At 69.0% G+C, this 26,059-nt stretch carries 25 protein-coding genes; 5 read left to right on the plus strand and 20 right to left on the minus strand.

The annotated features are described in order from the left end of the window. Positions 1-159: 159 nt before the first annotated feature. The 7 genes from GC106_RS10880 to GC106_RS10910 all read right to left on the minus strand — a co-directional run bounded on the left by GC106_RS10880 (position 160) and on the right by GC106_RS10910 (position 5,819). Positions 160-987, minus strand: coding sequence for a tRNA (adenine-N1)-methyltransferase (locus GC106_RS10880; protein ID WP_173127877.1), 828 nt, complete (start codon positions 985-987; stop codon positions 160-162). Positions 988-1,053: 66 nt separating this feature from the next. Continuing rightward, complete coding sequence (locus GC106_RS10885) at positions 1,054-2,181, minus strand: site-2 protease family protein (RefSeq protein WP_173127880.1); 1,128 nt, start codon at positions 2,179-2,181, stop codon at positions 1,054-1,056. A gap of 53 nt (positions 2,182-2,234) precedes the next feature. Next, a complete protein-coding gene (locus GC106_RS10890; RefSeq protein ID WP_173127883.1) occupies positions 2,235-2,801 on the minus strand; it encodes a TIGR03086 family metal-binding protein in 567 nt (188 codons plus the stop codon). 111 nt (positions 2,802-2,912) lie between these two features. Next, complete coding sequence (locus tag GC106_RS10895; protein ID WP_312872589.1) at positions 2,913-3,770, minus strand: RecB family exonuclease; 858 nt, start codon at positions 3,768-3,770, stop codon at positions 2,913-2,915. A gap of 237 nt (positions 3,771-4,007) precedes the next feature. Then, positions 4,008-4,853: an ATP phosphoribosyltransferase gene (gene hisG, locus GC106_RS10900; RefSeq protein WP_173127889.1), complete on the minus strand. Its 846-nt coding sequence runs from the start codon at positions 4,851-4,853 to the stop codon at positions 4,008-4,010. Between the two features lie 12 nt (positions 4,854-4,865). Continuing rightward, positions 4,866-5,129: a phosphoribosyl-ATP diphosphatase gene (locus GC106_RS10905; protein WP_173127891.1), complete on the minus strand. Its 264-nt coding sequence runs from the start codon at positions 5,127-5,129 to the stop codon at positions 4,866-4,868. A gap of 12 nt (positions 5,130-5,141) precedes the next feature. Further along, the gene (locus GC106_RS10910; protein WP_281368442.1) at positions 5,142-5,819 is read right to left on the minus strand and encodes an HAD family hydrolase; all 678 of its coding nucleotides are present in this window, start codon (positions 5,817-5,819) and stop codon (positions 5,142-5,144) included. 44 nt (positions 5,820-5,863) lie between these two features. Between GC106_RS10910 and GC106_RS10915 the strand changes: the two genes are divergently transcribed. Both GC106_RS10915 and GC106_RS10920 read left to right on the plus strand, forming a co-directional pair. Further along, the gene (locus tag GC106_RS10915) at positions 5,864-6,118 is read left to right on the plus strand and encodes a hypothetical protein (RefSeq protein WP_173127893.1); all 255 of its coding nucleotides are present in this window, start codon (positions 5,864-5,866) and stop codon (positions 6,116-6,118) included. A gap of 195 nt (positions 6,119-6,313) precedes the next feature. Further along, on the plus strand, positions 6,314-7,216 hold the full coding sequence (locus GC106_RS10920; RefSeq protein ID WP_173127895.1) for a PAC2 family protein: 903 nt from the start codon (positions 6,314-6,316) through the stop codon (positions 7,214-7,216). A 45-nt stretch (positions 7,217-7,261) separates the two neighbouring features. On the opposite strand, the gene GC106_RS10925 is transcribed toward GC106_RS10920, so the two are convergent. Beyond that, positions 7,262-8,281 (minus strand): aldo/keto reductase, encoded by a 1,020-nt coding sequence (locus tag GC106_RS10925; RefSeq protein WP_173127897.1) that lies wholly within the window; start codon positions 8,279-8,281, stop codon positions 7,262-7,264. A gap of 87 nt (positions 8,282-8,368) precedes the next feature. Here GC106_RS10925 and GC106_RS10930 point away from each other — a divergent pair, with 87 nt between their 5' ends. Next, a complete protein-coding gene (locus GC106_RS10930) occupies positions 8,369-9,244 on the plus strand; it encodes a helix-turn-helix transcriptional regulator (protein WP_173127899.1) in 876 nt (291 codons plus the stop codon). On the opposite strand, the gene mshC is transcribed toward GC106_RS10930, so the two are convergent. The 4 genes from mshC to GC106_RS10950 form a co-directional block, all read right to left on the minus strand. After that, positions 9,188-10,426 (minus strand): cysteine--1-D-myo-inosityl 2-amino-2-deoxy-alpha-D-glucopyranoside ligase, encoded by a 1,239-nt coding sequence (mshC, locus tag GC106_RS10935; RefSeq protein WP_173127901.1) that lies wholly within the window; start codon positions 10,424-10,426, stop codon positions 9,188-9,190. The genes GC106_RS10930 and mshC overlap by 57 nt on opposite strands. A gap of 72 nt (positions 10,427-10,498) precedes the next feature. Continuing rightward, positions 10,499-11,731 carry a glycosyltransferase gene (locus tag GC106_RS10940; protein ID WP_173127903.1) on the minus strand — a complete coding sequence of 411 codons (1,233 nt, stop codon included), beginning with the start codon at positions 11,729-11,731 and terminating at the stop codon, positions 10,499-10,501. Continuing rightward, positions 11,728-12,918, minus strand: coding sequence for a cytochrome P450 (locus GC106_RS10945; RefSeq protein WP_173127906.1), 1,191 nt, complete (start codon positions 12,916-12,918; stop codon positions 11,728-11,730). Before GC106_RS10945 ends, GC106_RS10940 begins: the two co-directional genes overlap by 4 nt. Positions 12,919-12,974: 56 nt before the next feature. Next, on the minus strand, positions 12,975-13,664 hold the full coding sequence (locus tag GC106_RS10950; RefSeq protein ID WP_217280369.1) for a TetR/AcrR family transcriptional regulator: 690 nt from the start codon (positions 13,662-13,664) through the stop codon (positions 12,975-12,977). Between the two features lie 108 nt (positions 13,665-13,772). On the opposite strand from GC106_RS10950, the gene GC106_RS47015 reads away from it, so the two are divergent. Next, positions 13,773-14,207 carry a nitroreductase family deazaflavin-dependent oxidoreductase gene (locus GC106_RS47015; protein ID WP_312872590.1) on the plus strand — a complete coding sequence of 145 codons (435 nt, stop codon included), beginning with the start codon at positions 13,773-13,775 and terminating at the stop codon, positions 14,205-14,207. On the opposite strand, the gene GC106_RS10960 is transcribed toward GC106_RS47015, so the two are convergent. After that, positions 14,163-14,777 carry a TetR/AcrR family transcriptional regulator gene (locus GC106_RS10960; protein WP_173127915.1) on the minus strand — a complete coding sequence of 205 codons (615 nt, stop codon included), beginning with the start codon at positions 14,775-14,777 and terminating at the stop codon, positions 14,163-14,165. The two genes, GC106_RS47015 and GC106_RS10960, sit on opposite strands and share 45 nt — an antisense overlap. Before the next feature lie 68 nt (positions 14,778-14,845). Here GC106_RS10960 and GC106_RS10965 point away from each other — a divergent pair, with 68 nt between their 5' ends. Beyond that, positions 14,846-15,736: an SDR family NAD(P)-dependent oxidoreductase gene (locus tag GC106_RS10965; RefSeq protein WP_173127918.1), complete on the plus strand. Its 891-nt coding sequence runs from the start codon at positions 14,846-14,848 to the stop codon at positions 15,734-15,736. A 43-nt stretch (positions 15,737-15,779) separates the two neighbouring features. On the opposite strand, the gene GC106_RS10970 is transcribed toward GC106_RS10965, so the two are convergent. The 7 genes from GC106_RS10970 to GC106_RS11005 all read right to left on the minus strand — a co-directional run bounded on the left by GC106_RS10970 (position 15,780) and on the right by GC106_RS11005 (position 26,041). After that, entirely contained in the window at positions 15,780-17,588 is a 1,809-nt protein-coding gene (locus GC106_RS10970; protein WP_173127921.1) for a Xaa-Pro dipeptidyl-peptidase, read from the minus strand. Between the two features lie 123 nt (positions 17,589-17,711). Next, positions 17,712-18,662, minus strand: a complete 951-nt coding sequence (locus GC106_RS10975) for a DUF4352 domain-containing protein (RefSeq protein ID WP_173127924.1) — start codon at positions 18,660-18,662, stop codon at positions 17,712-17,714. Positions 18,663-18,784: 122 nt separating this feature from the next. Continuing rightward, entirely contained in the window at positions 18,785-20,314 is a 1,530-nt protein-coding gene (locus GC106_RS47655; RefSeq protein ID WP_312872591.1) for an ABC transporter permease, read from the minus strand. Beyond that, a complete protein-coding gene (locus tag GC106_RS10990; protein WP_173127927.1) occupies positions 20,315-21,331 on the minus strand; it encodes an ABC transporter substrate-binding protein in 1,017 nt (338 codons plus the stop codon). A 652-nt stretch (positions 21,332-21,983) separates the two neighbouring features. Beyond that, positions 21,984-23,930, minus strand: a complete 1,947-nt coding sequence (locus GC106_RS10995; RefSeq protein WP_173127930.1) for a vWA domain-containing protein — start codon at positions 23,928-23,930, stop codon at positions 21,984-21,986. Positions 23,931-24,003: 73 nt separating this feature from the next. Further along, positions 24,004-25,395: an ATP-binding protein gene (locus GC106_RS11000; protein ID WP_173127934.1), complete on the minus strand. Its 1,392-nt coding sequence runs from the start codon at positions 25,393-25,395 to the stop codon at positions 24,004-24,006. Between the two features lie 10 nt (positions 25,396-25,405). Further along, the gene (locus tag GC106_RS11005) at positions 25,406-26,041 is read right to left on the minus strand and encodes a TetR/AcrR family transcriptional regulator (protein ID WP_173128725.1); all 636 of its coding nucleotides are present in this window, start codon (positions 26,039-26,041) and stop codon (positions 25,406-25,408) included. Positions 26,042-26,059 lie beyond the last annotated feature (18 nt).

Consider the following 26,059-nt stretch of genomic DNA (forward strand, 5'->3'; position numbering starts at 1 on the left):
TCGTGTTTCGAATGTCCCGGTCGATGAGAGTCGGGATCGGGGCGGTTCCTGGCGTCGCCGCGGGATCGCCGCGAATACTGGTTGTCTTTGGGCGGTCCCGCGGTGGCGTCAGGGGCCGCATCCGGCCCGGCTATCGCGATCGGGCATTTGAAACACGGCCTAGTGCTTGCCTGAGCGGCGCTGGACCCTGGGCGCCACAACACCATCCGCCAACCGCCTCGCGGTGAGCAGGAACGCCGTGTGCGCGATCATCCGGTGGTCCGGGCGGACGGCGAGGCCGACGACGTGCCACGGCCGGTGCAGCGTCTCCCACGACTGCGGCTCGGTCCAGCATTGCTGTTCCCGCAACGCTTCGGTCACCCGGGACAACTGTGTGACGGTCGCGACGTAGACCACCAGGACGCCGCCGGGGATCAGGTTCTCCTTGACGACGTCGAGCATTTCCCACGGTGCCAACATGTCCAGCACGACGCGGTCCACCTCGCCGGTGTGCGTGGCCAGATCCGCGACGTTCAGCGTCCAGTTCCCGGGCTGCTCACCGAAGAACTGGACCACGTTGCGCCTGGCGTGGTCGGCGTGGTCGTCGCGGACCTCGTACGAGGTCACGCTGCCGGTCTCGCCGACCGCACGCAGCAACGAGCACGTGAGCGCACCCGAACCGGCGCCCGCCTCCAGGACACGCGCGCCGGGGAAGATGTCGCCCCACATGATGATCTGCGCGGCGTCCTTGGGGTAGATCACCTGTGCGCCTCGTGGCATGGACAGCACGTAGTCGGGCAGCAACGGCCGCAGCGCCAGGAACGACGTGCCGCCGACGGACGTGACCACGCTGCCTTCCGGGGAGCCGATCAGGTCGTCGTGCGCCAGCGCGCCGCGATGTGTGTGGTACTGGCCGCCTTCTTCGAGCACCAGCGTGTAGTGCCGGCCTTTCGGGTCGGTCAGTTGTACCCGGTCACCCTTACGGAACGGGCCGCTCGCCCTGCTCACCGACACGTACGCTCGACTCTCCCCGCTGTCCTCGTCCTGGCCACATATCGTGGCATCCCGCCTGGATCAGGCGTTACGCAGGGCCGCTTTGAGGTCCTCACGCCGCAGCACGCCGGACGGACGGCCCTCCTCGTCGACGACGAGGAACTGCCACGCGGCGGTCTCGTGGACCCGTTCGATGATCTCCTCGCCCGGCTCGGAGTCGAGCAGCACCGTCTCCGGCCGGATCGGTTCGGCGGCCTGTTCGGCCGGGGACAACGGGGAATGGCCGGCCAGCCGCTCCGCGGTGTCCCGGTCGAGCAGTCCGGCCGCGACACCGTCGGCCCGGACCAGCACGACGCCCCGGCCAGCCGAGGCGCCGAGCGCGTCCGCCACCGGGCTCTCGGCGGGAAGTTGCAGCACGGGCTGGACGAGGTCGGCGAGCCGGAGCCCGTCCGGCCAGGTCCGGCGCTGTTCGGCGGAGAACTCCCCCGCCGCGCCCGCGATGACGAACCACGCGGTCAGCACGCAGACACCCAGCCTGAGCCACTTGTCCGGGCTGTCCTCGGCGATCCCGAACAGTGCCCACACCAGCAGCGCTCCGGCGACCAGCCCACCGCCCGCGGCCGCGGCGAACGTGCCCTTCGAGCGGCGTCCGGTCAGCGCCCAGATCCCCGCCCGCAGCATCCGGCCGCCGTCCAGCGGCAGCCCGGGCAGCAGGTTGAACACGCCGACCACGAGGTTCGCAGCCATGCACTCCAGCAGCAGCACCCAGATCGCGCCCTCGCCAGGACCGACGAGCAACGCCATCCCGAACAACGCCGCCAGCACGATGGACACCGCCGGGCCCGCGGCGGCCACCAGACCCTCGTGCGCGGGCTTTCTCGGGGTTCTCGCGACTTCCGAGATCCCGCCGAGCAGGAAGAGCCGCACCCGCCGCACCGGCAGGCCGAACCGCAGGGCGACCACACAGTGCCCGAGCTCGTGCGCGAGCACAGACGCGCCAAGCAGGACCGCGAACGCCGACGCGAGCAGCAAGGCCGTGCCGTCACTGACGCCCGGCATCAACCGATCGACAAGCGGCGTGTAGAGGAAGACGACCGCCAGCGACCCCAACCACCACGACGGCGCGAGCAGAACAGGGACGCCGGCGATCCGGAACAGCAGCAGCCCGCTGTCGCCCCTGGCGACACGGCCGCTCCGGATCGTCGTCATAGGTTGAGAGTAGGGGTCCGGATGTTGAACTGCCGTGTGCCGGGCCCCTGTTTTCAGGGGATACGGCCCAGGAACGCGACCAGTCGGTCCCCGGGCTGCGCGGACGGGCTCATCGGCACCGGCGCCGCGAACCGCTCCGGCCGGTCGTGGCCGGTCACGAACAGGTCCGCGAGCTGCAGCAACTCCGCGGCAAGGTGGTCGGGGACCGGCCGGTCGACGCCACACGCCCTGGCCACGTCCCACCCGTGCACGGTGATCTCGACGGCGCCCGCGCAGCTGACGATCGCCCCGGTGAGCTGCTGGTCGGCGATGGAGACTGTGGACCGTTCGGTCGTCGTCCACGCCCCGACCAGACGGCAGGCACGGTCCTTGAGTTGCGCGACGAGATCGTTGGCCGGGTCACCCGTGATGGTGGCTTCGAGGGTGACGTGTCCACTGTCGACGGCCTCGTGCAGGGCGACGAGGGAATCGTTCATGTGCCGCAACAGGGCCTCGAGGTCCCAGCCCGCGCACGGCGTCGGGCGATCGAGCACTTCGGGCCTGACGAGTACCAGGCTGCCCAGGGTGTACCCGACGGCCCGCTCCAGCAGCTCAGCCCCGCCGATCAGTGGTGAAGTCACACATGGTGAGACTCACTTCGAGGCGCGAAATCATCGGTTCCCGGGGCGATCGGTCCGCGATTCCGCTCGAATGGACCAGCCCGACGCGCGGCAGGCTTCCGTTGGCCTGGCTCAGTCGGCCCGGTCCAGCACGGTCTCGGTGCCCGCGTCCGGCTCCGGCCAGCCGGGGTACTCCGGCGGGGTGCCGCCGAACTCCGGGCAGAAGGCCTTGTGGTCGCAGTAGTCGCACAGCCTGCTCTTGTTCGGGCGGAAGTCGCCGGTCCTGGCCGAGCGCATGACCGCCTGCCAGATCGCTTCGAGGGTGCGTTCGAAACGCTTCAGTTCCGCCTCGTCCGGGGCGTAGGCCAGGGACTGGCGGTCCGAGAGGTACATCAGCCGCAACTGCCGGGGCACCACGCCCCTCAGCCGCCAGAGCACCAGCGCGTAGAACTTCATCTGGAACAGGGCTTTGGCCTCGCCGACCTCCCTGGGTGCCGCGCCGGTCTTGTAGTCGACCACGCGGATCTCGCCGGTCGGCGCCACGTCCAGCCGGTCGATGTAGCCCCTGAGCAGCACGCCGGACGGCAGTTCGGATTCGACGAGCAGCTCGCACGCCTCCGGTTCGAGCCTGCGCGGGTCCTCCAGCGTGAAGTAGCCGTCGATCAGTGTGCCGGCCGAAGCGAGCCAGTCGTCCAGGCTCGAGCCGTCCCGGAAAAGCTGCTCCACGAGCTCGGGCGCCTCCTCGCTGAGCTTCGCCCAGGTCGGCCGCAGCAGCTTGTGCGCGGTTTCGGGGAGGCGTTCGGCCGCGGGCAGGCTGTAGAGCCGCTCGAGCACCGCGTGCACGACCGTGCCGCGGACCTGGGCCTTGCTGGGGGTTTCGGGCAGGCGGTCGACGGCCCGGAATCTGTAGAGCAACGGGCACTGCTTGAAGTCGCTGGCACGAGAGGGAGACAGAGCGGGGCGCCGCCGTACTTCTTCAGTCACCGTCACGCCCAGAACAGTAAGCCAGGGGTCCGACACTTCCGCGAAGGCTGTGGCAACAACTCGTCACCGCGGGTCGAAGGGATCGAGTGCACGACGGGACCGTGCCGATCTGCCTGGGCTTGCGGTCGGGTCCAAGAATTCCGCAAGACCGGCCCGGCATAGTCCCGTAGGTCAGCAGGCCCCCACCTGTGTCCCGCCGGCAGTGGCGTGCGGTGCCCCCGCGCGCCACTGCCGCGACGGACATCAGAGCCGGCAGGATCGGATGTCGGAGGCCAGGATGGCCTTGGCGCCGATCGCCGCCAGCTCGTCCATGATCGGATTGGCCCGCCTGCGCGGCACCATGGCCCGCACCGCCACCCAGTCCGGGTTGGCCAACGGCGCGACCGTCGGCGACTCCAGTCCGGGCGTCACTTCGAGTGCGTTGTCCAGCAACGACTTCGGGCAGTCGTAGTCCAGCATCATGTACTGCTGGGCGAACACGACGCCTTGCAGCCGCGCGGTCAGCTGCTCGGCCTCCGCCGACGGCGTCGCGCCCGCACGCGTCACGAGCACGGCCTCCGACACGCAGATCGGCTCACCGAAGGCGATCAGGTTGTGCTGCCGCAGGGTCCGGCCGGAGCCGACGACATCCGCGATCGCGTCCGCCAGGCCGAGCTGCACGGAGATCTCCACGGCACCGTCCAGCCGGATCACGTCCGCCTTGATGCCGTGCTTGCCCAGGTCGTCGCGCACCAGCCGCGGGTATGCCGTGGCCAGGCGCTTGCCGTCCAGGTCCGCCAGCGTCCACTCCCGGCCGGCCGGGGCGGCGTACCGGAACGTCGACGAGCCGAAGCCCAGGCTGAGCCGCTCCCGCACGGGCGCGCCGGACTCCTGGGCCAGATCCCGGCCGGTGATGCCCAGATCCAGGTCACCGGAGCCCACGTACGCGGCGATGTCCTTGGGCCGCAGGAAGAAGAATTCGACCTCGTTGGCCGAGTCGAGCACCGTGAGGTCCCGCTGCTCGCCCCGCTGCCGGTAGCCGGCCTCGGCCAGCATCTCGGACGCGGACGCGGCCAGCGATCCCTTGTTGGGCACGGCGACACGCAACATGGCAAGGACTCCTCAGAGGTAGCGGTAGACGTCTTCGAGGGTCAGGCCGCGCCCGATCATGAGCACCTGGACCCGGTAGAGCAGCTGGGAGACCTCCTCGGCCAGATGCTCGTCGTCCTCATGCTCGGCGGCCAGCCACACCTCGCCCGCCTCTTCCAACACCTTCTTGCCCTGCGCGTGCACACCCGCATCCAGCGCCGCCACGGTGCCCGACCCGGCGGGCCGGGTCCGCGCGCGCTCACTGAGCTCGGCGAACAGTTCGTCGAACGTCTTCACGCCCCGATCCTTTCATCCCAGGTCGGCCGCCCTCAAAGCACCGAGCGTGAACGCGTCCACACCAACGAGCGAATTCCGCACGGTCCAGCCCGCCCCCGGCTCGATCGGCACCTCCGCGGGCACCACCAGAACCGTGCAGCCCGCGGCCACCGCGGAGCGCATGCCCAGCGGCGAGTCCTCGACCGCGACGCACCGACCTGGGGGAACGCCCAGCATGTCGGCGGCGATCAGGTACGGCGCCGGGTCCGGCTTGTTGCGGCCGCCGACCTCGTCGCCGCAGACCGTGGCGGCGAAAAAAGACCGCCCGATCGAGTCGAGCGCGATCTCGGTGAGGGCCCGTTCGGTCGATGTGACCAACGCCATCGGCACGTCGTGCTCGCGCAGCGACTCCAGCGCCTCCCTGGCGCCGGGCCGCCAGGGCAGGGAGATCCGGAACAGCGCCGCGGTGCGCTCGTTGAGCCACATCGCCGCCTTCTCCAGTGCGGCGGGCTCGAGTTCGAGGCCCAGCGACGTGAAGATCACCCGCATCGTGCTGTCCATGTTGGACCCGACGACCGCGTCCCTGGTCTGCTGGGTCAGCTCACCGCCGAGCTGTTCGGCCAGCTCGCGCAGGCCGATGTCCCAGATCTTCTCCGAGTCGATCAACGTCCCGTCCATGTCCCACAACACGGCCTCGGGCACCGGTGTCAACGAATCCCCCTCTTGGGTCAGGTGGTGAAGTACTCGGCCCGCGGGTGGTGCACACGATCGCGTCGGCCGGCTGCTCCGGATGCGGCTGGAACTCCGCGGAGGGCGGGACGCCGATCCGCTCCGGTTCGGGCAGCCCGGCGATCGGCCAGCGCCTCGGTGAGCTGGACGCCGAGCCCATGGACCTCCCCATAATCGCGGCCCGGGTCGGCCGTGACCAAATCCCCGGCCCCGCCCGCACCCGAAGAACCCGCCCTGACCTGCGAAAACGTCACGACGTCGATCTCGCCACACCCTCGTGAGTGGTTATCAGGGTTAGAACACTGATAACCACTCACGAGGGGGGTGGGCCGACACGCCAGGGCGGCCCGGAACAAGATCACGATCTGGCGTCCGTGACGGCAGAAGCAGCGGAAACAGCGCCTGGACGGCCAGGTGGGCCTGAACCGTTCCAACGCTGTAGTCAAACAGGGCGCCCGGGGTCGTAGGCTTGGCAAGTGACCGATCACGACCCGCAGAGCACCGCCGGCACGCCAGCGCTCGTCGAGCCAGTCATAGTCTGTGCCTTCGAAGGCTGGAATGACGCCGGGGACGCGGCGAGTACGGCGATCGAGCATCTTCAACTGACCTGGGACGCCACCCCGCTGGCGGACGTGGACCCGGACGACTACTACGACTTCCAGGTGACCCGGCCGACCGTGAAACTGGTGGACGGCGTCACCCGGCGCGTGGAGTGGCCGACGACGCGGCTGTCGGCGTGCCGCCCGCCCGGCTCGTCCAGGGACATCGTGCTCGTGCACGGCATCGAGCCGAACATGCGCTGGCGGAAGTTCTGCGCCGAGCTGCTCGAACACATCGAGCGGCTGGGGGTGACCACCGTGGTCACCCTCGGCTCGATGCTGGCCGACACGCCGCACACCCGCCCTGTCCCGGTGACCGGAACGGCCTACGACGCGGCCTCCGCCGCGCGCTTCGGCCTGGAACGCTCCCGCTACCAGGGGCCGACCGGGATCGTCGGCGTGCTGCAGGACGTGTGCGTGCAAGCCGGTATCCCGGCGATCTCGCTGTGGGCCGCGGTGCCGCACTACGTGTCCCAGCCGCCGTCGCCCAAGGCCACGCTGGCGCTGCTGCACCGCGTCGAGGAGGTTCTCGACGTCGAGGTGCCGCTGGGCGCCCTGCCGGAGCAGGCCGACGAGTGGCAGCGGACCGTGAGCGAGATGGCCGAGGAGGACGAGGACGTCAGCAACTACGTCCGGGCCCTGGAGGAACGCGGCGACGCGGCGATCACCCTCAACGAGACCAGCGGTGACGTGATCGCCGCGGAGTTCGAGCGGTACCTGCGGCGCCGGCGCCACGGCGGTCCCGGCCCCGGACCGGGCCGGGGACCTCGTCAGTCCTGACCCAAGGCTTGTCAACGAGGGCCGATGACGCCGAGAAGCCGCGTTTCAGGACAACCTTCGGAGGCGCTTGTCGGCAATGGCGGGCGGGGGGTAGTAGGTGTCGCGCTGCCGGACCGTCACGCCCGGCGGGACGATCTCGTCGATCTTGTCCAGCACGTCGTCGCCGAGCCGGACGTCCACCCCGGCCAGCAGGTCCGCCAGGTGCTGCGGCCTGCTCGCGCCGATGATCACCGAGGACACCGCGGGATGCGCGAGGACGAACGCGACCGCCAGGTGCGGCAGGGACATTCCGGCATCGGCTGCCAGCTTGGTCAGCTTCTCCACCGCCGCCAGCTTCGTCTGGTTCGCCGGGTCGGCCAGGTCGAACACGTCACCGACGATCTCGGCGCGGCCTCCGGTGGCCTGCGCCGGAGCGGCACGGCCGGACAACCACCCCGCAGCCAACGGGCTCCACGTGAGCACGCCCATGCCGTAGCGCTGTGCGGTCGGCAGCACGTCCGCTTCGACCCCTCGCATCAGGATCGAGTACGGCGGCTGCTCGGTGCGGAACCTGTGCAGGCCACGCTTTTCGGCCACCCACTGGGCTTCGACGATCTGCTCGGCCGGGAACGTCGACGTGCCGATCACCCTGACCTTGCCGTCGCGCACCAGGTCGGACAAGGCCGCCAACGTCTCCTCGATGTCCGTGGCCGGGTCCGGCCGGTGCATCTGGTAGACGTCGATGTAGTCGGTGTCCAGGCGCCGCAGGCTTTCCTCGACCGCGCGCTTGATCCACCGCGGTGAACCGCCGCGCCGGTTGACGTCGTCGCCCATCGGGTTCCAGAACTTCGTCGCGAGCACCACGTTGTCGCGACGGCCTTTCAGCGCCTTGCCGACGATCTGCTCGGACTCGCCCTGTGAGTAGGTGTCCGCCGTGTCGATCGTGTTGATGCCCGCGTCCAGCGCGGTGTGGATCATCCGGACCGACTCGTCGTGGTCGGCGTTGGCGAACGACCCGAACGTCATGGCACCGAGCGCGAACTCGCTGACCGAGATCCCGGTGCCGCCAAGGACTCTGTACTTCATGCCGTCAAGGCAACCCCGGCCGGGCAGGCGCGTGACAGGGTCTGTCAGTACCCCGCACGGCCGCCGAGAGGGCCCTAGGCTGGCAGGATGAACACCGAGCTCCGGGAGTTCCTGCGGTCACGGCGGGCCAAGATCACGCCCGAGGAGGCGGGACTGCCGACCCTGCCGGGCACGCGCCGGGTGCCGGGCCTGCGGCGTGAGGAGGTCGCGCAGCTCGCCGGGGTGAGCGTGGACTACTACGTCCGTCTTGAGCGCGGCAAGAGCGTGAACGTCTCCGAGTCAGTGCTCGACGCGCTCGCACGAGCGTTGCGGCTCAACGACGTGGAGCGCGCCCATCTGTTCACTGTGGCCAGACCGACGCGCAGGGCCCGGCCGTTGCCGCCGCAGCGGGTCCGGCCAGGACTGCGGCTGGTGTTGGAGTCGCTGCCGGACGTCCCGGTGATGCTGGTCGGCCGCCGGATGGACGTGCTCGGCGTCAACAAGCTCGCTGCGGCGCTGTACAAGGACTTCGACGCCGCGCCGCCGCACGAGCGCAACGTCGTCAGGTACATGTTCCTCGACCCGGCCGCCCGGGAGCTCTACGTCGACTGGGCGGACGGCGCGCGCAGCGCCGTCGCGAGCCTGCAGTTCTACGCCGGGCAGCACCCGCACGACCCCCAGCTCGCCGCATTGGTCGGCGAGCTGTCGGTCCGGGACAAGGATTTCCGGCGCTGGTGGGCCGACCATGACGTGTTCCGGCACGGGCACGGCTCGAAGAAACTGCACCACCCGGTCGTCGGCGAGCTCACGGTGTTCTACGAGTCGCTGATCCCGCGCGAAGACCCGGACGTGATGCTGTCGATGCACACGGTCGAGCCGGGCTCGCCATCAGCGCAGAAACTGCGTCTGCTGGCGAGCTGGGCGGCGTCAGATGTCGATGCCGAGCAGGGCGTCGACAGCGTCCCGGAACTGCGCGGGAGCTGACGGGTCGCTGCCGCGGCCGGCGAGCGCGTCGTCGGCCCACGCGTCCACGGCGCGCAGCGCGTTCGGCGTGTCCAGGTCGTTCGACAGGTGGTCACGCAGGCGGGCGATCGTGTCCGTGGCGTCCGGCCCGGACTCCAGCAGCGCGGCGTCGCGCCAGCGGCCCAGCCGGCGCTCACTTTCGGTCAGCAGCCCGGCCGTCCACGGCCGGTCCTCGCGGTAGTGCCCGGAGAGCAGGGCGAGCCGCACGGCCATCGGGTCCACCTTGTCGGCCCGAAGCCGCGACACGAACACGAGGTTGCCACGCGACTTGGACATCTTCTCGCCGTCCAGGCCGATCATCCCGGCGTGCACGTAGTGCCGGGCGAAGGGGAACTCGCCGGTCAGCGCCTCGGCGTGGGCGGCGCTGTTCTCGTGGTGCGGGAAGATCAGGTCCGAGCCGCCGCCCTGGACGTCGAAGCCGGACCCGAGCCGGTTCAGCGCGATGACGGAACACTCGACGTGCCAGCCAGGCCGGCCTGCGCCGATCTCGCTCTCCCACGACGGCTCGTCCGGGCGCGCCATCCGCCACAACAGGGCGTCCAACGGGTGCCGCTTGCCAGGCCGATCCGGGTCGCCGCCGCGCTCGGCGAACAACTCCAGCATGGTCTGCTCGGAGTAGCCGGACTCGTAGCCGAACTGGCCGGTCGCCGCGTGGTCGAAGTAGACGTCCGGGTACTCGGAGTCCTCCACCCGGTACGCGTGCCCGGCGGCGAGCAGCTTGCCGATCGCCTCGACGATCTCCGGAATGGCCTCGACCGCCCCGATGTACGACCTCGGCGGCAGGACACGCAACGACACCATGTCCTCACGGAAGAGAGCGGTTTCCCGCATACCGAGCACGACCCAGTCGTCCTGGTCGCGCTCGGCGCGCTCCAACAGCGGGTCGTCGATGTCGGTGACGTTCTGCACGTAGTTGACGTCGTGCCCGTTGTCCAGCCAGACCCGGTGGATCAGGTCGAACGCGAGATACGTCGCCGCATGCCCCAGGTGGGTCGCGTCGTAAGGAGTGATGCCGCAGACATACAGGCCGGCCGTCTTTCCCGGCGCTGTCGGCCGCACCTCACCGGCAGCGGAGTCGTGGAGCCGCAGTGGCCGTGGCGTCCCTGCCACGCGTGGAACCGGTGTCGATGCCCATGTCTGCATGTCAGTCAGGTTAATCGGCGACCATTCGGATGAGACGACCGCTCATGGGTTGGAAGGATCACAGGCACCGCGTCACGCCATCGACCGGACGAACTCCACGATCTTGCCGGCGCCGTCCTCGGCGCGGACCTGTTCGCCGATCACCTGGGCGCGATCGGCATGGCGGGGAGCCTTCGTCAGCAGCCCGGCCAACGGTTCCACCGCGAGCTCGCGCATCAGGACGGACCCGGGGCTGACACCGATCGCGGCGAGCCGGGCCGCCCAGAAGGGCTGGTCGGCCAGCACGGGGACGGGGACGACGGGCACGCCCGCGCGCAGCCCGGCTCCGGTGGTGCCCGCACCGCAGTGGTGGACGACGGCGCTGGTCTGGGGGAACAGCCAGTCGTGCGGCACGCTGTCGATCGTCAGGACGTCGTCGCCGGTCGCCGCCAGGCCTGCCCAGCCTGCCTGCACCACCGCACGGATTCCGGTGCGGCGCACCACTTCCGTCACGATGGCGGACAGCCGGTCGGATTCGCCGGGTGCCATGCTGCCGAAGCCGATGAACACCGGCGGCGGGCCTGCGGCCAGGAAGTCCACCAGGTCCGCGGCCGGTTTCCAGTCCTGCGGCGGCAGCGGCCACCAGTAGCCGTCGGTCTCGATGCCGGGCCGCCAGTCGTGCGGCCGGGGCAGCAGGGCCGGGCTGTAGCCGTGGCGGATCGGGAAGTCCGAGTCGAACATCTCCCTGCGCAGGCCGCCCAGGCTGGTCCGGGGCAGGCCCAGGTCCGCGCAGAAGCTCTTGATGTGTCGTTCCATCGGTGTCGGCAGGTGCGTCAATGCCCGTGGCAGTGCGTGGTTCAGCCAGCCGCCCAACGATTTCCCGCCGAGCGACGGCAGCATGAACTCGCGGCTCGGTGCGCCGGGGAAAAGTTCGAGCGCGACGCTCCTGATCCCCATGGCCTTGGCCACGAGGTAGCCGTGGATGAGCGCACCTCGTTGCAGCATCAGCAGTTCCGCGCCGTCGGCCACCTGGCGCACGCCACGGCCGACCTCGTCCATCAGCCGGATGCCCATCTCGATGCTGGTCCTGATGCCCTTCAGGCCCGTGCCTTGGCGCTGCCACGCCAGGCCTGTCTCGCTTTGCAGGTCCGCGCGCATGTCGCCGGGCATCAGGCGGAACTCGGCGCCGCAGTCCTTGACCACGTCTCCGAACGCGGCCTGGGTCGCGATGGCGACGTCGTGCCCGTCGGCGAGCAGCCGCGCGGCGAGCCCCGTGTACGGCACGACGTCGCCGCGCGACCCGATGGTGATGATGACGATCTTCATGCGTCCCACGTCACCGGCAGGTTGAACAGCCCGTAGATGCTCATCTTGTCGCGGAAGCGCACGTCACCGGCCAGTTTGAGGGTCGGCAGCCTGCTCAGCAACGCGGTGAACGCGATCCGCATCTCCACCCGCGCCAGCTGCTGGCCGAGGCACTGGTGGATGCCGTGGCCGAAGGCCAGGTGACCTTGGGCGTGCCTGGTCAGGTCGAGGTCGTCCGGGTTGGTGAACTTCGCCGGGTCACGGTTCGCGCCCGGCACCGACATGGCCACCGCCTCACCGGCCTTGACCAGGTGCCCGTCGATCTCCACGTCCTCGAGCGCGGTCCGCACCGGTCCGAAGTGGATGATCGAGAGGTAGCGCAGCAGCTCCTCCACGGCCGTGGCGGGATCGGCCAGGAACGCTTCCCGCCGTCCCGGCTGCCGCAGGATCGTGTACGTGCCGAGCGCCAGCATGTTCGCGGTCGTCTCGTGCCCCGCGATCAGCAGCACCAGGCCGATCGTGCACAGTTCCTCGTCGGTCAGTTCGCCTTCCGCGATGAGCCCGCTCAGCAGGTCGTCGGCGGGCCGCTCCCGCTTCGCGGCGATGACGTCGCCGAGCAGCGAGTACATCGACGCCCATGCGGCCATCGCCTCGTCGGCGCCGGACTCCAGGTTGAGCAGCGTGGACGCGTCGCCCTGGAACTGGTCCCTGCGCTCGTACGGCACGCCGAGCAGTTCGCAGATCACGAGCGACGGGATCGGCAGCGTGTACGTCGGCACGAGGTCGACCGGCGGCCCGCTGGCCACGATCGCGCCGAGGTGCTCCCGCACGATTTGCTCGATCCGGGGTTCGAGCAGGTTCATCCGGCGGACGGTGAACTGGCCGGTCAGCGTCCGCCGGATCCGGCTGTGCTCGGGGTCGTCCATCCGGTTGAACATGCCCGGCGGGACCTTGAAGTCGGCAATTGACTGTGCCTGCAGCCGTTTCACCGGGATGACCGGATGGGTCAGCTCGATGCGGTTGCTGAACGCCGGACTGGCGAGCACCGCGCGCACGGCGTGGTGCGCGGTCGCCAGCCAGCCGAGATGGCCGTCGGGAAACGTCATCCGCACCATCGAGCCGGTCGCCCGCAGCTCGCCGATCTCGACCGGTGGATCAAGCGGATTCGGGCGCTGGGTCGGCAGGCCCGGAATGCTCTGAGTGGTCATGGTTCAACAACTACACGTGCTTCACAAGGTTGTGAAGTTAAGGAAACGTCAAGAAGTCACCTGTCGCCGACTTCTCCGGCCAATCCGACAAAGTCCGCCATCTGCCCGACGGCGTGCGCGAAGAACTCGTCCGCGGGGTCGACACTGCCCACGAACTGGCCGAACAGCTCGAAGCTGAGCATCCCGAAGAGCTGGCTCCACACCATGAGCGCCCGGTTGAGCGTCTCCGGCGCCGGTTTCGGCTCGACATCGAGACGTTCCAACTGGTCCGCCAGCCCGTCGGTGAGCGGCGGCGCCTCGAACGCGGGTCGCGGCTCGGCCTCGGTCAAGGTTTTCAACAGCAACAAGGGCACTCGCGCCGCCGCGGCGACGGTGTCCTGCGGCGCCCGATAGCCAGGGATCGGCGAACCGTAGATCAGGGCGTACTCATGCGGATTCGCCCGCGCCCACGCCCGGATCGCATGACATGCCGACAGCCACCGCTCCCGCGGGCTCTCCCCGACCGCGGCTTCGTCCGCCGCGTCGCCCATCGCGTTGTAGGCGTCGATGATCAACGCGGTCAGCAGGTCGTCACGACTGGGGAAATACCGGTAGAGCGCCGACGACACCATGCCCAGCGCCCGGGCGACCGACCGCAGCGAGAGCTTCTGCGCGCCGTCGACGGCCAACTGGCGGCGAGCCTCGTCCTTGATCTCGCGCGTGAGCTCAGCCCTCGCCCGGTCCCGCGCCGTCCTGCCTGCGTTCATGACCTCAGTGTAGAGCACCGAACGCAAAAGAGAGCAGTGCTCTTGACTCAACGCCTTCCAACGTGTTCACTGATCTCAACAGAGAGCACTGCTCACACAAGGAGTCCCGTGACCCACAACATCAAGGCGACCTCGACGGACCGGATCTTCAACTCGATCGCCAAGTTCCTGACGCGAATCGGCATCAGCCTCGCGGGCAGCCGGATCCTGGCCGTCCGCGGCCGCAAGAGCGGCGAATGGCGGACGACTCCGGTGAACCCGTTGACGCACAACGGTGAGCGTTACCTCGTCGCTCCACGCGGACACACGCAGTGGGTGCGCAACATGCGCGTTGCCGGCGGTGGCGAGTTGCGCCTCGGCCGCAAGGTCGAGCCGTTCACGGCCGTCGAGGTGGCCGACGAGGAGAAGCCCGAGATCCTGCGGCTCTACCTGAAGAAGTGGGGCTGGGAGGTCGGCCGCTTCTTCGAGGGCGTCACCGCCGAGTCGAGCGACGAGCGGCTACGGCAGATCGCCCCGGACTTCCCGGTGTTCCGGATCCAGTAGGCCGGTCAGCACCAGATCCACTGTGCCGGCAAGGAATTCGTCGGTCACCGGCCGTCCGGTGACCAGCGCACGGAAGTAGGGCGGCCCCAGCACCGCCTCGATCACACCACCCGGATCGACCGGCGGGATCTCCCCTCGCCGGATCGCCCGTTCCACCACCACCCCGTCGACGGCGAGCCGCTCTGTCCAGAACGAACTGACCATTGTGGCCACCGCGTTCTCGTGTGGGGACAACGCGATCCCCACCCGCACCATCGCCTGCACCTCCGGCGTGAGCAGGTTGGCGATCGCCGCGCGGACCAGCGTCACCAAGTCTTCGCGCAGGCTGCCGGTGTCCGGAATGGGCACCTTCGCCGAGGCCCGTTCCCGGATCGCGTCGAGCATGAGCGCTTCCTTGGTCCCCCAACGCCGGTAGAGCGTCGTCTTGTTCACTCCGGCGCGCCTGGCGATCCCTTCGAGGCTCAGCGCGTGGAACCCGACGTCGACGAGTTCGGCGAGCCCGGCGTTCAGGACGGTCGCCCGCACCTGCGCGCTCCGGCCACCCGGCCGCCTGACAGGACTCTCAGCCACGAGTTGACCTTAGCCGGGTCGATCCGGAAGGCTAAAAGCAACAAAAAGTTGCTTTTAGGGAGATGCTGATGGGCACACCGACTCGTCGAGCCGTACTGGGTGGCGTCGCCGCGGCGGCGGGACTCGGCGCACTGGCCACGCCCGCGGCCGCCGGGCCGCAGCGCGGCCGCTTCGCCGGCAAAGTCGTGCTGATCACCGGCGCGACCTCGGGTATCGGCGAAGCCACTGCCCGGGCCTTCGCCGCGGCCGGAGCCAGAGTGGCGTTCTGCGGGCGCCGCGCGAACCTGGGCCGGGCGGTCGAGCACGCCATCCGGAGCTCAGGCGGCGAGGCCACCTACATCCAGGCAGACGTCCGCGAACCGTCGTCCGTCCAGCACTTCGTGGACAGCGCGGTGCGCCGGTACGGACGCCTGGACATCGCGTTCAACAACGCGGGTGTGCAGATCAGCGCACCGCTGCACAAGGTCACGGTCGAGCAGTGGGACGACGTCACCGACACCAACGCACGCGGCGTCTTCCTGTCGATGAAGTACCAGATCCCGCACATGCTCGCCACCGGCGGGCACATCATCGTGAACTCGTCGGTGGGCGCGGTCGTCGGGCGCCCCGGCCTGTCCACGTACCAGGCCACGAAGCAGGCCGTCCAGGCACTGGTCAAATCGGCCGCGCTGGAGTACGGCGGCCAAGGCATCCGTGTGAACGCCATCCTGCCCGGCATCACCGACACCGCGATGATCCGGCCAGCCGGCCTCGACGACGCCACCTGGCAGAGCGCACTCGTCTTCCTCGGCCAGGAGAACGTCGACGGACTCAAACGGACAGCCACGCCCGCCATGATCGCGTCCGCCGTGCTCGGCCTCGCGGGCGACGAGTTCGCTTACCTGACAGGCGCTTCGGTGCCCGTCGACGGCGGGATCGCGGCCGGCCGCCGGATGATCGTCCCGCCCATGCCCGCGTGAGCAGGTGGCTGTGCCGGGCGACCGGCACAGCCACCTGTCGTGGTCAGCTGATCCTGCCGCCCACCACGGGGATGTCGAGGCTGCTGCCGTCCAGCGAGACGGTCAGCGCACCGGCGGCCTGGTCGACCGAGATGTACGTCCTGTTGTTGGCCATGAGCACAAGGCCGATCCGGTGCCCGGCCGGGACGACGTAGTCCTTGCCGTGCAGTTCCCACGAGGCCGTGTAGGTCTCGCCGGGAACGAGCGGCGTTCCGGAAGTCAGCGACGAACGGTTCTTCAGGTCGATCGCGCCACGCGTGATCACCTTCGCCGTGACGGCCTCCGCGCGGGAGACGAACGGCGCCGCGCAACCGGTCTTCCGCTCGATGTCGGCCAGCGAGCACTCCTGGTTGACCAGTTCCTCAGGCGACATGTCCTGCACGCTGAACGCCGTGCCCGGGCCGTAGTCCACCAGCAACGCCGTCAGCGGGGCACTCGCGGTGTTCGACCGCACGGTCACGTTCACCTTGGGAGTACCGGACATCCGTGCCGCCTGGGTCAACTCCGGGGTGACGTAGACCAGGCGGTTCGGCGCGGCGACGGCGTAGTCGGCCATCGCCGTGGTCTCGGACTGCGTGCGGTTGTCGGTGAAGGTCTGGCTCGACGCGGCGGGTCGCGCTGCCTGCAGGGTGCCCGCGACGCCGGGGGCCGCCGGGCCGAAGTTCAGGCGCACGGTGCGCGCCCCGGCGTCCGGCCAGCTGCGGTGTGCCTCCCAGGAACCGTCGGGCCGCTGGATGTCGGCCATCGGCTCGTCCATGATCCCGTTGTTCATCCCGAACAGCCAGTGGTCCATCCACCGGTGCATCACGCGCTTCCACTCGTCCGGCCGGGCGCTGACCGGGTCGATGTGCGCGCTGCGGTGCAGCCAGATCTTGCGCGGGACGTCGCGCTGCTGCAACAGGTTCCACCACGCGACGCCGTGGCGCAGTTTGACGTTCCAGTCCTCCATGCCGTGCACGAGCAGCACCGACGCCTTCACCTTGTCGACGCTCGGCTTGTAGTCGCGCTCGGCCCAGAACGGCGTGTAGTCCCAGGAGTCGTCGCCCGCGTTGTCGCCCAACGACTTGATGAAGTCGGCGCACCTGGTCTTCGCGGCCGCGCTCGCGACGTAGTTGGCCAGGTACTCCGGATATCTGCTGCCCCACCCGCCCTGGTAGGCGATGCCCGCGTCGCGGGTGTAGTCGTACCAGCTGGAGATCGCGGCGATGGGCACGATCGTCTTCAGCCCGTCGACACCGGTCGCGGCGACGGCGTTGGGCAGTGTCCCGTTGTACGAGACACCGACCATGCCGACGGCTCCGGTGCTCCACGACGCCACAGCCTCGGAACCGCCGGCGTAGAAGCCCTTCGCCCGCCCGTTGAGCCAGTCGACGACAGCCTTGATCGACGTGGTGTCCTCGGCGTCCCCGGTCGTCGGGCAGCCGGCCGAACGGCTGGTGCCCTGCATCTCGGCTTCGATGACGGTGTAGCCGCGCGGCACGAAGAACTCGTCGTACCAGCGCGCGAATCCGTAGGGCGCTTCGCCCTGGGTGCCCGGCGCGCGGTAGTACGGACTCGGTTCCATGACCACCGGCGTCTTCAGCCCGCTGTCGGTCTCCTTCGGCCGCATGATCTGGATCGCGATCCGGTCGGACTGGCCGTCCTTGTCGCTGTCCATCGGTGCCTCGACGAACACATCCTCACGGATGGCGTCCGCGTACGAGTAGATCGGCGTTGTCTCTTCGATGTCCTGTGCCGCGGCGGGCGCAGGCGTCACTATCGTGGCCAGCACCGTACCCAAGGCAGCAGTGACCGCGATTCGTAGTCGTCGCATGACTTTCAGCGAAGCGATCTCGGCCGTGCCCGCGGCACGGCCGAAAGGACCATTTCGTTCACACTTCGTTCACGGTGTACCGGTCATCGCCACATGTCCCGAGCGCCCTGGACGCCTGGCGAGTCACAGCGGCCATTCGCCGACGACCTTGTCCGAGTAGTCCTCGATCACCAGCTTCGTGCCGGGCTGGAGCTTGGCGTCGAACGCCACCTTGCCCGCGGCGGTCTTGCCCGGGCCGAGGTCGACCGTCGGAAGTTCCTCCTCGTCGACGGCGACGCCGTGCGAGCCGTTCCCGTCGTGCGGGTCGATGCTCTGACCGTCCGGTGTCTTCAGCTTCAAGCGCAGCATGTTGACCGAGTACTCGCCGGTCTTGCCCTCGAACTTCATGTCGGCGATGACGATGCCGCCGTTCTCGGGTGCGACGGTGTCCTTCAACGGGCCCTTGGACTCGGTGATCGAGACCAGGGTGACCAGCGCCGACGCGTCCCGCTGCTTGACCGTCACCGACTTGTTGACGTCCTTGCGCGGACTGCCGTCGCCCAGAATCGGTTCACCGCCGGAAACCGGGAACTGCCCGAGGACGTGGCCCATGACCGAGGTCACGAGGACCACCGCGCCCGGGTCGTACGCCATGTCGAAGGCGACCAGCCCTTCGACGGACTTGCCGGGACGCAGGTCCATGTCGTCGCTGCGGATCTTCTGCTCCAGCCGCACGGCGTCGTCGTTGTCCCCGTCGTCGGACCTGGCGACGGTGCCGTCGGCCTTCTTGAGCATCACGTAGAGCGGATTGGCGGAGTACTCGCCTTCCTGCCCTTCGAACCGCAGCTTCACGGCGACGAAGTTCCCGCTGGTGGCCTTGGCGTCCTCGTCCGGCTTGAAGGACTCGGTGACCGACACCAGGGTGACCTTCGCCGATCCGTCGTTCTGCTTGACCGTGAGCGTCTTGTTGACCTCCCGCTCGGGAGCACCGGCGGAACCGGCGGAGTTCTGGTCCGGGCTGCCCGGCTGGCCGGACGAGCAGCCCACGGTCAGCGCCGCGGTGGCGAGCAGCACGAAGCTGGCGGCAGTACGCACGATGTTCTTCCATTCACGTTGACTCTGCCCATACCTGGGCGTGATGTGCTTGGAAATTAACCATCGCCACTACACGCTCCGAACACAATCGCCGGAGCACGCACCACGTGCTACGCCCTGTCCTAAGCGAACTGTCCGCCGTGCCAGGCGAGACTGCGCCTTTGCACGACAAGCAGCAAGCGGTTCAACACATACCCGAGAGCACCGATCAGCACGATCCACGCCCACATCCCGGCGAGGTCGGAGTATCCCTGGGAATTGTTCAACTGGTAGCCGATCCCGTTGCTCGTCCCGACGAGTTCGGACAGCACCATCAGGATCAGCGCGATCGACAGGCTCAGCCGCAGGCCCGCGAAGATCTTCGGAGCGGCGGCGGGCAGCACGACACCGAGGATCCACGCCGCCTTCGACAGCCGGAACGCCCGCGCGGTCTCGGTTTTCGTCGCGTCGACGGACCGGGCGCCGTCCACGGCGTTGAGCAGGACCGGCCAGATCGCGCCGGTCACGATGGTGACCAGCTCGGTCTGCGGTCCGAGCGAGAACATCACCATGAACACCGGGACCAGCAGCGGCGGCGGGACCGAGCGGGCGAACGCCAGCAGCGCGCCGACGTAGTCCATCGCCGTGCCCGCCCGGCCGAGCGCGACGCCCAGGACGATGCCGAGCACCGAGGCGATCAGCCAGCCGCCCAGCAACATTCCCAGGCTGGGCAGGATGTCCCCGGTCAGCATCGCCGACGAGAACCACAGATCACCGGCACGACCGGCGATCTGCGACGGCGGCGGGAAGTACGGATCCGCGACGGCACTGGCGATCGCCTGCCACGCCAGGAGAATCGCGGCGACGGCGACGCAACTGACCGCCAGTTGCCAGCGCCGCTTCGAGCCGCTGTCGTCGCCCGAAGCGCTCGACGCGGGCCAGCCCAGCCACCGGTTCTGCACACCGGCGAGCGAAGCGTTGATCAGCAGACCGAACAGCCCGGCGAGCACGGTGACCGCGAGCACGGTGTCCATCCGGCCCGCGCTCAGGCCGTGCACGTAGACGAACTGGCCGACGCCGATGCTGCCACCGAACAGGAACTCCGTCGCGACAATGGCGATCAGCGCGATCGACGCGGACAGCCGGACACCGGTCAGGATGAACGGCGCCGCGCTCGGCAGGACCACCGCGGAGATCATCCGGCGCCGCGAGGTGCGGAACGCCCGTGCGGTCTCGACCATGTGACGGTCCACTTCGGCCACGGCGTAACTGGTGTTGAACAGGATCGGCCACACCGCGGCGAACGTCGCCAACGTGATCTTGGTCTGCGCGCCGACGCCGAGCAGCACGGTGATCAACGGGATCAGCGCGACACCGGGCAACGGCCGCAGGAACTCGATCAGCGGCATGGTCGCGGCGCGGACGAACGGGATCCGGCCGATGGTCAGTCCGATCGGGACGGCGATGACGATCGCCAGGCTCACCGCGATCAACCACGACAGCACGGTCGAGGCCACGTCGCCGGCGAACCTGTCTTCGCCGAACACAGTCAGACACCTGACCAGCACCTGTGACGGTGGCGGGATCAGGCCGGCGTCGAGGACGAACCGGCTGGCGGCTTCCCACAGCAGCAGGAAGCCCGCCAGGCCGATCAGCGAACGCAGCAGCCGCACTCAGCTTCCCGGTGGGTTGTAGATGAAGGAGGAAGCCTGGATCCTCTCGGTCAGCTTGGACAGGTCGGGGTAGCTCTCCATCAGCGAGATGACCCGCTGCAACCGGGTGGCGTCCAGGGACGTCGGGAAGACACCGAGGTTGAGCAGCGGCACCGTGGCCTCGTCGACACCGGTCAGCTCGGGCATCACCTGCGCGAGCTTGGCGCGGTCACCGGCGGCCTGCTGCGCCTTGGTCATCGCCCGCTGGAAGGCCGCGACGGTCTTGGGGTTCTCCTGGGCGAACTTCGACGGCGAGACGTACCCGCTCAGCGGCATGTCCTGGGTCGGCCCGGAGATCACCTTCAGCACGCGCTGCGCGCCGCTGTTCTTCTGCGCGGTCGTCATGAACGGCTCGATCGCGATGCCCGCGTCGATCTGGCCGGTCTCGAGTGCCTTCGGGATGTTCGGGAACGCGACCGGGACATAGTTCACCTTGCTCGGGTCGGCGCCGTTGTCGCGCAACGTGGCGCGGAACAACAGGTCCGCGATGTTGCCCGCCGGCTGGTGAACACTGACCTTCTTGCCTTCGAAGTCCTTGGCTGACGCGATCGTCAGGCCGGGACGGGCCAGCATCACCAGTGCTTCGGGGCTGCCCTGGTAGGCGTCCGCGACGATCTTGGCGTCCAGCGTTTTCGCGGAGGCGGCCTGGAAGTACGTCACGTAGTTCATCAGGCTGAAGTCGAGGTCGCCGTTGCTGAGCGCGGGCATGGTCTGCGAGGCCGACTGGAAGAGCTTGACCTCCGCGTTGAGCCCCTCCTCCTTGAAGAAGCCCAGTTTCTCGGCGACCTTGACCGGCGCGTCGTCGACCGACGCGATGATCCCGATGCGCACGTTGGGTTTCTCGACCTGCCCGTTTCCGCCGGACTCGTCACCTGACGAGCCGTCAAGGATGCCGCATCCGGCGGCGAGCAGGGTGGTGGCCACAGCGACTGCGGCGACTCTGAGCACTCCGCCGGCAGGCTTACGAGCCGTAAACATTCGATCCTCCGAAGATCCGACCTGTGAAGGCGGCTCAATATAGGCCGAACGAGGTGGATCTTGGCCACTCGCGAACCCCAACCTCAAGAAAAAAACATGCAAATAGACTGAACGGACCAGCAGGTCAGCGAGCACTGTTGATCCATTCAGGTGTCTCATGCCACGAATGTCACAATTAGGCATCACCCAGCGTGAGCCCCATTGTGGTGATCGTCACCCACGGAAGGTGACGAACCGGAGAATCACCCACCAACAGCGCATGATGCGGTATAGAACGGCACCCGCGTTGATCACTCACCGGCACCGCATGTATGCCCCGAATTCGGCCCGGCCAAACCGCACGAACGGTCCGTTCGCGAATCCGGTTGTCCACAACCGCCCAGTAACCCTTTGACCAGGGCTTATCCCGGCTAGAATGGAAGCGGGGCCGGCCCCCGGGACGGGTGGGGGGTGTCTCCCTACCGGTGAGGTGGCTCCCGGGCGGGGGATTCGCTGGGGCGGTTCCCCGGGCCGGGGGCCGTATTTCGGGATCACCTGCGGGTTCGTTCGCATGCCAGGCGCGCTATGTTGCCACGGCGTTTGCCGAATTCGGCTGCCGGTGAAAACCACGGCGATGCGGCGCCAGAGGCCTCTGGCGCCGCATCGCCGTACGTCAGCGCTGCCGGTTGCGCAGGTAGTCGCTGACCACGGCGGCACCGAGGCCGTCGAGGTCCGGCGCCACCACCCGGCCGCCGCTGCGGCGGGCCATGATGTCGACGAAGGCCTTCAGGCGCTCGTCCTCGCCCAGCATGAACACCGAGACCGACGCACCAAGCCGGGCCAGTCTGTCCACTTCGGCCAGGGTGAGGCGCAGCGTCCGGGGCAGCGGCGGGTAGTTGAACTCCGCTTCCCCGTCCGTTTCCAGGTGGGCCGTCGGTTCTCCGTCGGTCACCACGATCACCACGGGCTGCGCGTCCGGGTGCCTGCGGATGTGCCTGCCCGCCAGCAGCAGCGCGTGGTGCAGGTTGGTTCCCTGCTCCCACACGCCTTCCAGTGCCGTCAGCTCCGCGATGTCCACTTTGGACGCATGTCGGCCGAACGTGATCAGCTCGAGGGCGTCGCCGCGGAACCTGGTCTTCACCAGGTGGTGCAGGGCCAGAGCCGTTCGCTTCATCGGCAGCCAGCGGCCGTCCTGGACCATCGACCACGAGGTGTCCACGCACAACGCGACCGCGGCACGGGCGCGTTGCTCGGTCTCGATCACCTCGACGTCCTTGACGTCCAAAGTGACCGTTCCGCCGGAGGAAGAAGCCGTGCGCAACACGGCATTGCGCACAGTCCGGGAGACCTCCCACGGCTCGGTGTCGCCGAACTGCCACGGGCGTGACGAGCCCGTGGGTTCTCCCGCGGCACCGGCACGGGCGGTGTCACGTTCGCCACGCCGCGACGACAGCGACTTCACGACGTCCTTCAAGGCTGTCTCGCCCAAACGCCGCATCGCCTTGGGGGACAACCGCAAACTGCCGTCCGCGGCACGCTCCAGCAGGCCTTGGTCCCGCAACGCCCGCTCCAGCTCGGACAGGCGGCGGGCATCCACCGCCGCCTCCGGGCCCAGCTGGCGTTCCAGGGCCTCCAGGTCGATGTCCTCCAGGCGCGCACCGGGATACGCCTGGCCCAGCTGCTCGGCCAACGCGTCCATCTCGGCCAGGTCCTGCATGGCCTGCACGCCTTCGCCCATGCCGTACGGGTTCTGGCCACGGAAACGGCCGCTGGAGGTCCAGTCCTCCCCCGGCCGCAACGCCTGCAGGTGCGCGTCCAGCTTGCTGACCTCGTTGGCCAGCCGGGGATCGCCGAACGCCTGCTGGATCAGCGAACTGAGCTCGGCCCGCTGTTCGGCCGACATCGAGTTCATCATCCGCTGGGCCGCCGCGGCACGCGCCGCCAGCGCGTCGATGAGTTCCTCGACGTTGCGCGGGTTCTCCGGGAAGAACTCGCCGTGCTTGCGCATGAACTCCTCGAACCGCTGGTGAGTGTCCGCGTCACCGCGCGCGTGCGACGCCAGCAGGTCGTTGAGGTCCGACATCATCTCCCGGACCCGCTCGACGTCCTGCGGCGTGGCGTTCTGCAACGCCTGCTTCATGCCGCGGAACCGGGACTCCATCAGCTCCTGGCCGAGCAGGTCCTGGATCTTCTGGTACGCCTCCCTCGCCTGTGTGGACTGCCAGTCGTAGTTCGCCAGTTCCCGTACGGCCGCCGCGGTTCCCGACGGCAACGCGTCCAGTTGCGCCTCCCGGAACCGCGCGTCGTCCGACGGATCCGGGAACAGGTGCCTGCGCTCGGCCTCCAGCGCCTCGTCCAGCAGGCGCCGGACTTCCTGCAACGTCCCGTCAAGGCGGTGACGGCGTTGCATCCGGGCGCGTTGCTGCCACAGCCGGCGCGTCATGTCGTCGAGGCCACGGGTGCCTCGGACTCCTTGGCGCAGCAGCTCTTCCAGTGCGGCCCGGGGCGACGAGCCGTCCATCACGTCCCGGCCGATCTGGTCAAGCGCGGCCCGCAGGTCCACTGGTGGCGCCAGCGGATCAGGCCCGTCATGCCAAGGGCGGTACGCGAAGTTGCTCATGTCTGCTTCCCGCCGTGCCCATTTCGCGTGACATGAGCAGAGCACTGTGCCGATGATTCGCTCGCGAGCTCGCTCATGCGCCGTACACCGCCGTGCCGTCCTCAGCGTCCTTGGCCAGTCTGCGCGACAGGTACAACTGCTCCAACGCCAGCTCCACGGCCGACGCGATGCGGCCCGCGGAGTCCGTGGGCTTCACGCCGGCACGTTCGGCGACCTCGTGCAGAACAGGCAGTTCCGGCAACGCGTTCAGCACCTCGGACGCCGGTACGCGCTCGCCTGTGGTGACGATCCGGCCTTCGCCGATCGCGTCCTCCAACGGAGTCAGGTCCAGCCCGGCGAAGAGGGACCGGGTCGTCTCGGCGATCGACATCCGCAGCAGGTGCGTCAGGTGCTCGCTCTCGCGCCCTTCCTCGCCCGCCTCGAACTCCAGCTTGCCCCGCAGCACGTCCGGGATCGCGTCGAGGTCGACGGGCCGGGCGACGGCCGGGTCCTCGTTGGTCAGCGCGGCCCGCCTGAGCGCGGCCGCGGCCAGCGTTTCCGCCGCCGCGACGGCGAACCGCGCGGACACGCCGGAACGCTGGTCGATCGCCGCCGACTCACGCAGGTTGCGCACGAACCGGGCGACGACCTCGATCAACGCGTCGGGCACCTCGGCCACCAGGCCGGACTCCTGGCGGACCAGGTTGATCTCGTCCTCGACGTCCAGCGGGTAGTGCGTGCGCACCTCGGCGCCGAACCGGTCCTTCAGCGGCGTGATGATGCGGCCACGGTTGGTGTAGTCCTCGGGGTTCGCGGTCGCGACGAGCAGCACGTCCAGCGGCAGCCGCATGGTGTAGCCGCGGATCTGGATGTCCCGCTCCTCCATCACGTTGAGCAGGCCGACCTGGATGCGTTCGGCCAGGTCCGGCAGCTCGTTGACCGCGATGATGCCGCGGTGGGCGCGCGGCACGAGTCCGAAGTGGATGGTCTCGGGATCGCCCAGGCTGCGGCCCTGCGCGACCTTCACCGGGTCGACGTCGCCGATCAGGTCACCGACGGACGTGTCCGGCGTGGCCAGCTTCTCGGCGTACCGCTCGGACCGGTGCCGCCAGGCGACCGGCAGGTCGTCGCCGAGCTCGGCGGCCCGGCGCCGGGACTCGGAGGTGATCGGCTCGTACGGGTGCTCACCCAGTTCGGAGCCTTCGATCACCGGGGTCCACTCGTCGAGCAGGCCCACGATCGTGCGCAGCAGGCGGGTCTTGCCCTGGCCGCGCTCCCCCAGCAGAACGATGTCGTGCCCGGCCAGCAGCGCCCGCTCCAGCTGCGGCAGGACAGTACGGTCAAAACCGACAATTCCCGGCCAGGGATCGCCACCCGCTCGCAGAATCGCCAGCAAGTTGTCCCTGATCTCGGCTTTCACGCCACGCTGCTGATGGCCGGCGGCCTTCAGCTCGCCGACCGTGCGTGGCTGGTTTCCACGATTCACCTCATTGACGCTACGTCGGATCTCCGGATGCGCCAACGTGGAGTAGCTCCGGGGTGCGGCGGCCGGAGGACTTCAGCAGGTCCAGTGTCGTGTCCAGGGCCGCTTCCAGGTGGTCGGCCCGGCCCGTGGACAGCAGCACCGCCACGCCGCCCTGGACGGCGGCGATCAGCGAGGCCGCGGTCCGGTCGGCGTCGAGCCCGGGATCGATCTCGCCGATCCGCTGCATCGCGGCCACACCCGCCCGCAGGCGTTCCTGCCACCGCTCAAGCAGCTGCGCGGTCAACGCCTGTGCCGCCGGGGTCTTGCGGCCCAGTTCGGTGATCAGCACGCCGAGCGGGCAGTGCACGCCCAGTGTGCGGTACCGCTCGACCACCCGATCACGCCAGTTGTGCCACGCCTCCCACGAGGTCAGCGCGCTCAGGAACGGCTCCTGGTCGCTCAGCACCCGCTCCGCCTCGTAGGCCGCGACGGCGAGCAGCAGTTCCTCTTTCCCGCCGGGGAAGTAGTGGAAGATCTGGCTCTTGCTGGTCGAGGTCCGCGCGCGGACGTCGTCGAGGGTGGTCGCGGCGGCGCCGCGCTCGCGTACCTCCGCCGAGGTGCCCTCGATGATCCGCTGCCGGGTCGCCGCTCCCTTGGCCGTCAGCATGGCACCCACTTCCTTCTG

The organism is Kibdelosporangium persicum, assembly GCF_013280595.1.
GTDB lineage: Bacteria > Actinomycetota > Actinomycetes > Mycobacteriales > Pseudonocardiaceae > Kibdelosporangium > Kibdelosporangium persicum.

Excerpts from the sequence above, each read along its gene's own strand:
- GC106_RS10885 (WP_173127880.1), bottom strand. The coding sequence starts at position 2,181 with ATGACGACGATCCGGAGCGGCCGTGTCGCCAGGGGCGACAGCGGGCTG.
- hisG (WP_173127889.1), bottom strand. The coding sequence starts at position 4,853 with ATGTTGCGTGTCGCCGTGCCCAACAAGGGATCGCTGGCCGCGTCCGCG.
- GC106_RS10925 (WP_173127897.1), bottom strand. The coding sequence starts at position 8,281 with ATGAAGTACAGAGTCCTTGGCGGCACCGGGATCTCGGTCAGCGAGTTC.
- GC106_RS10930 (WP_173127899.1), top strand. The coding sequence starts at position 8,369 with ATGAACACCGAGCTCCGGGAGTTCCTGCGGTCACGGCGGGCCAAGATC.
- mshC (WP_173127901.1), bottom strand. The coding sequence starts at position 10,426 with ATGCAGACATGGGCATCGACACCGGTTCCACGCGTGGCAGGGACGCCA.
- GC106_RS10940 (WP_173127903.1), bottom strand. The coding sequence starts at position 11,731 with ATGAAGATCGTCATCATCACCATCGGGTCGCGCGGCGACGTCGTGCCG.
- GC106_RS10945 (WP_173127906.1), bottom strand. The coding sequence starts at position 12,918 with ATGACCACTCAGAGCATTCCGGGCCTGCCGACCCAGCGCCCGAATCCG.
- GC106_RS10950 (WP_217280369.1), bottom strand. The coding sequence starts at position 13,664 with ATGAACGCAGGCAGGACGGCGCGGGACCGGGCGAGGGCTGAGCTCACG.
- GC106_RS10965 (WP_173127918.1), top strand. The coding sequence starts at position 14,846 with ATGGGCACACCGACTCGTCGAGCCGTACTGGGTGGCGTCGCCGCGGCG.
- GC106_RS10970 (WP_173127921.1), bottom strand. The coding sequence starts at position 17,588 with ATGCGACGACTACGAATCGCGGTCACTGCTGCCTTGGGTACGGTGCTG.
- GC106_RS10990 (WP_173127927.1), bottom strand. The coding sequence starts at position 21,331 with ATGTTTACGGCTCGTAAGCCTGCCGGCGGAGTGCTCAGAGTCGCCGCA.
- GC106_RS10995 (WP_173127930.1), bottom strand. The coding sequence starts at position 23,930 with ATGAGCAACTTCGCGTACCGCCCTTGGCATGACGGGCCTGATCCGCTG.
- GC106_RS11005 (WP_173128725.1), bottom strand. The coding sequence starts at position 26,041 with ATGCTGACGGCCAAGGGAGCGGCGACCCGGCAGCGGATCATCGAGGGC.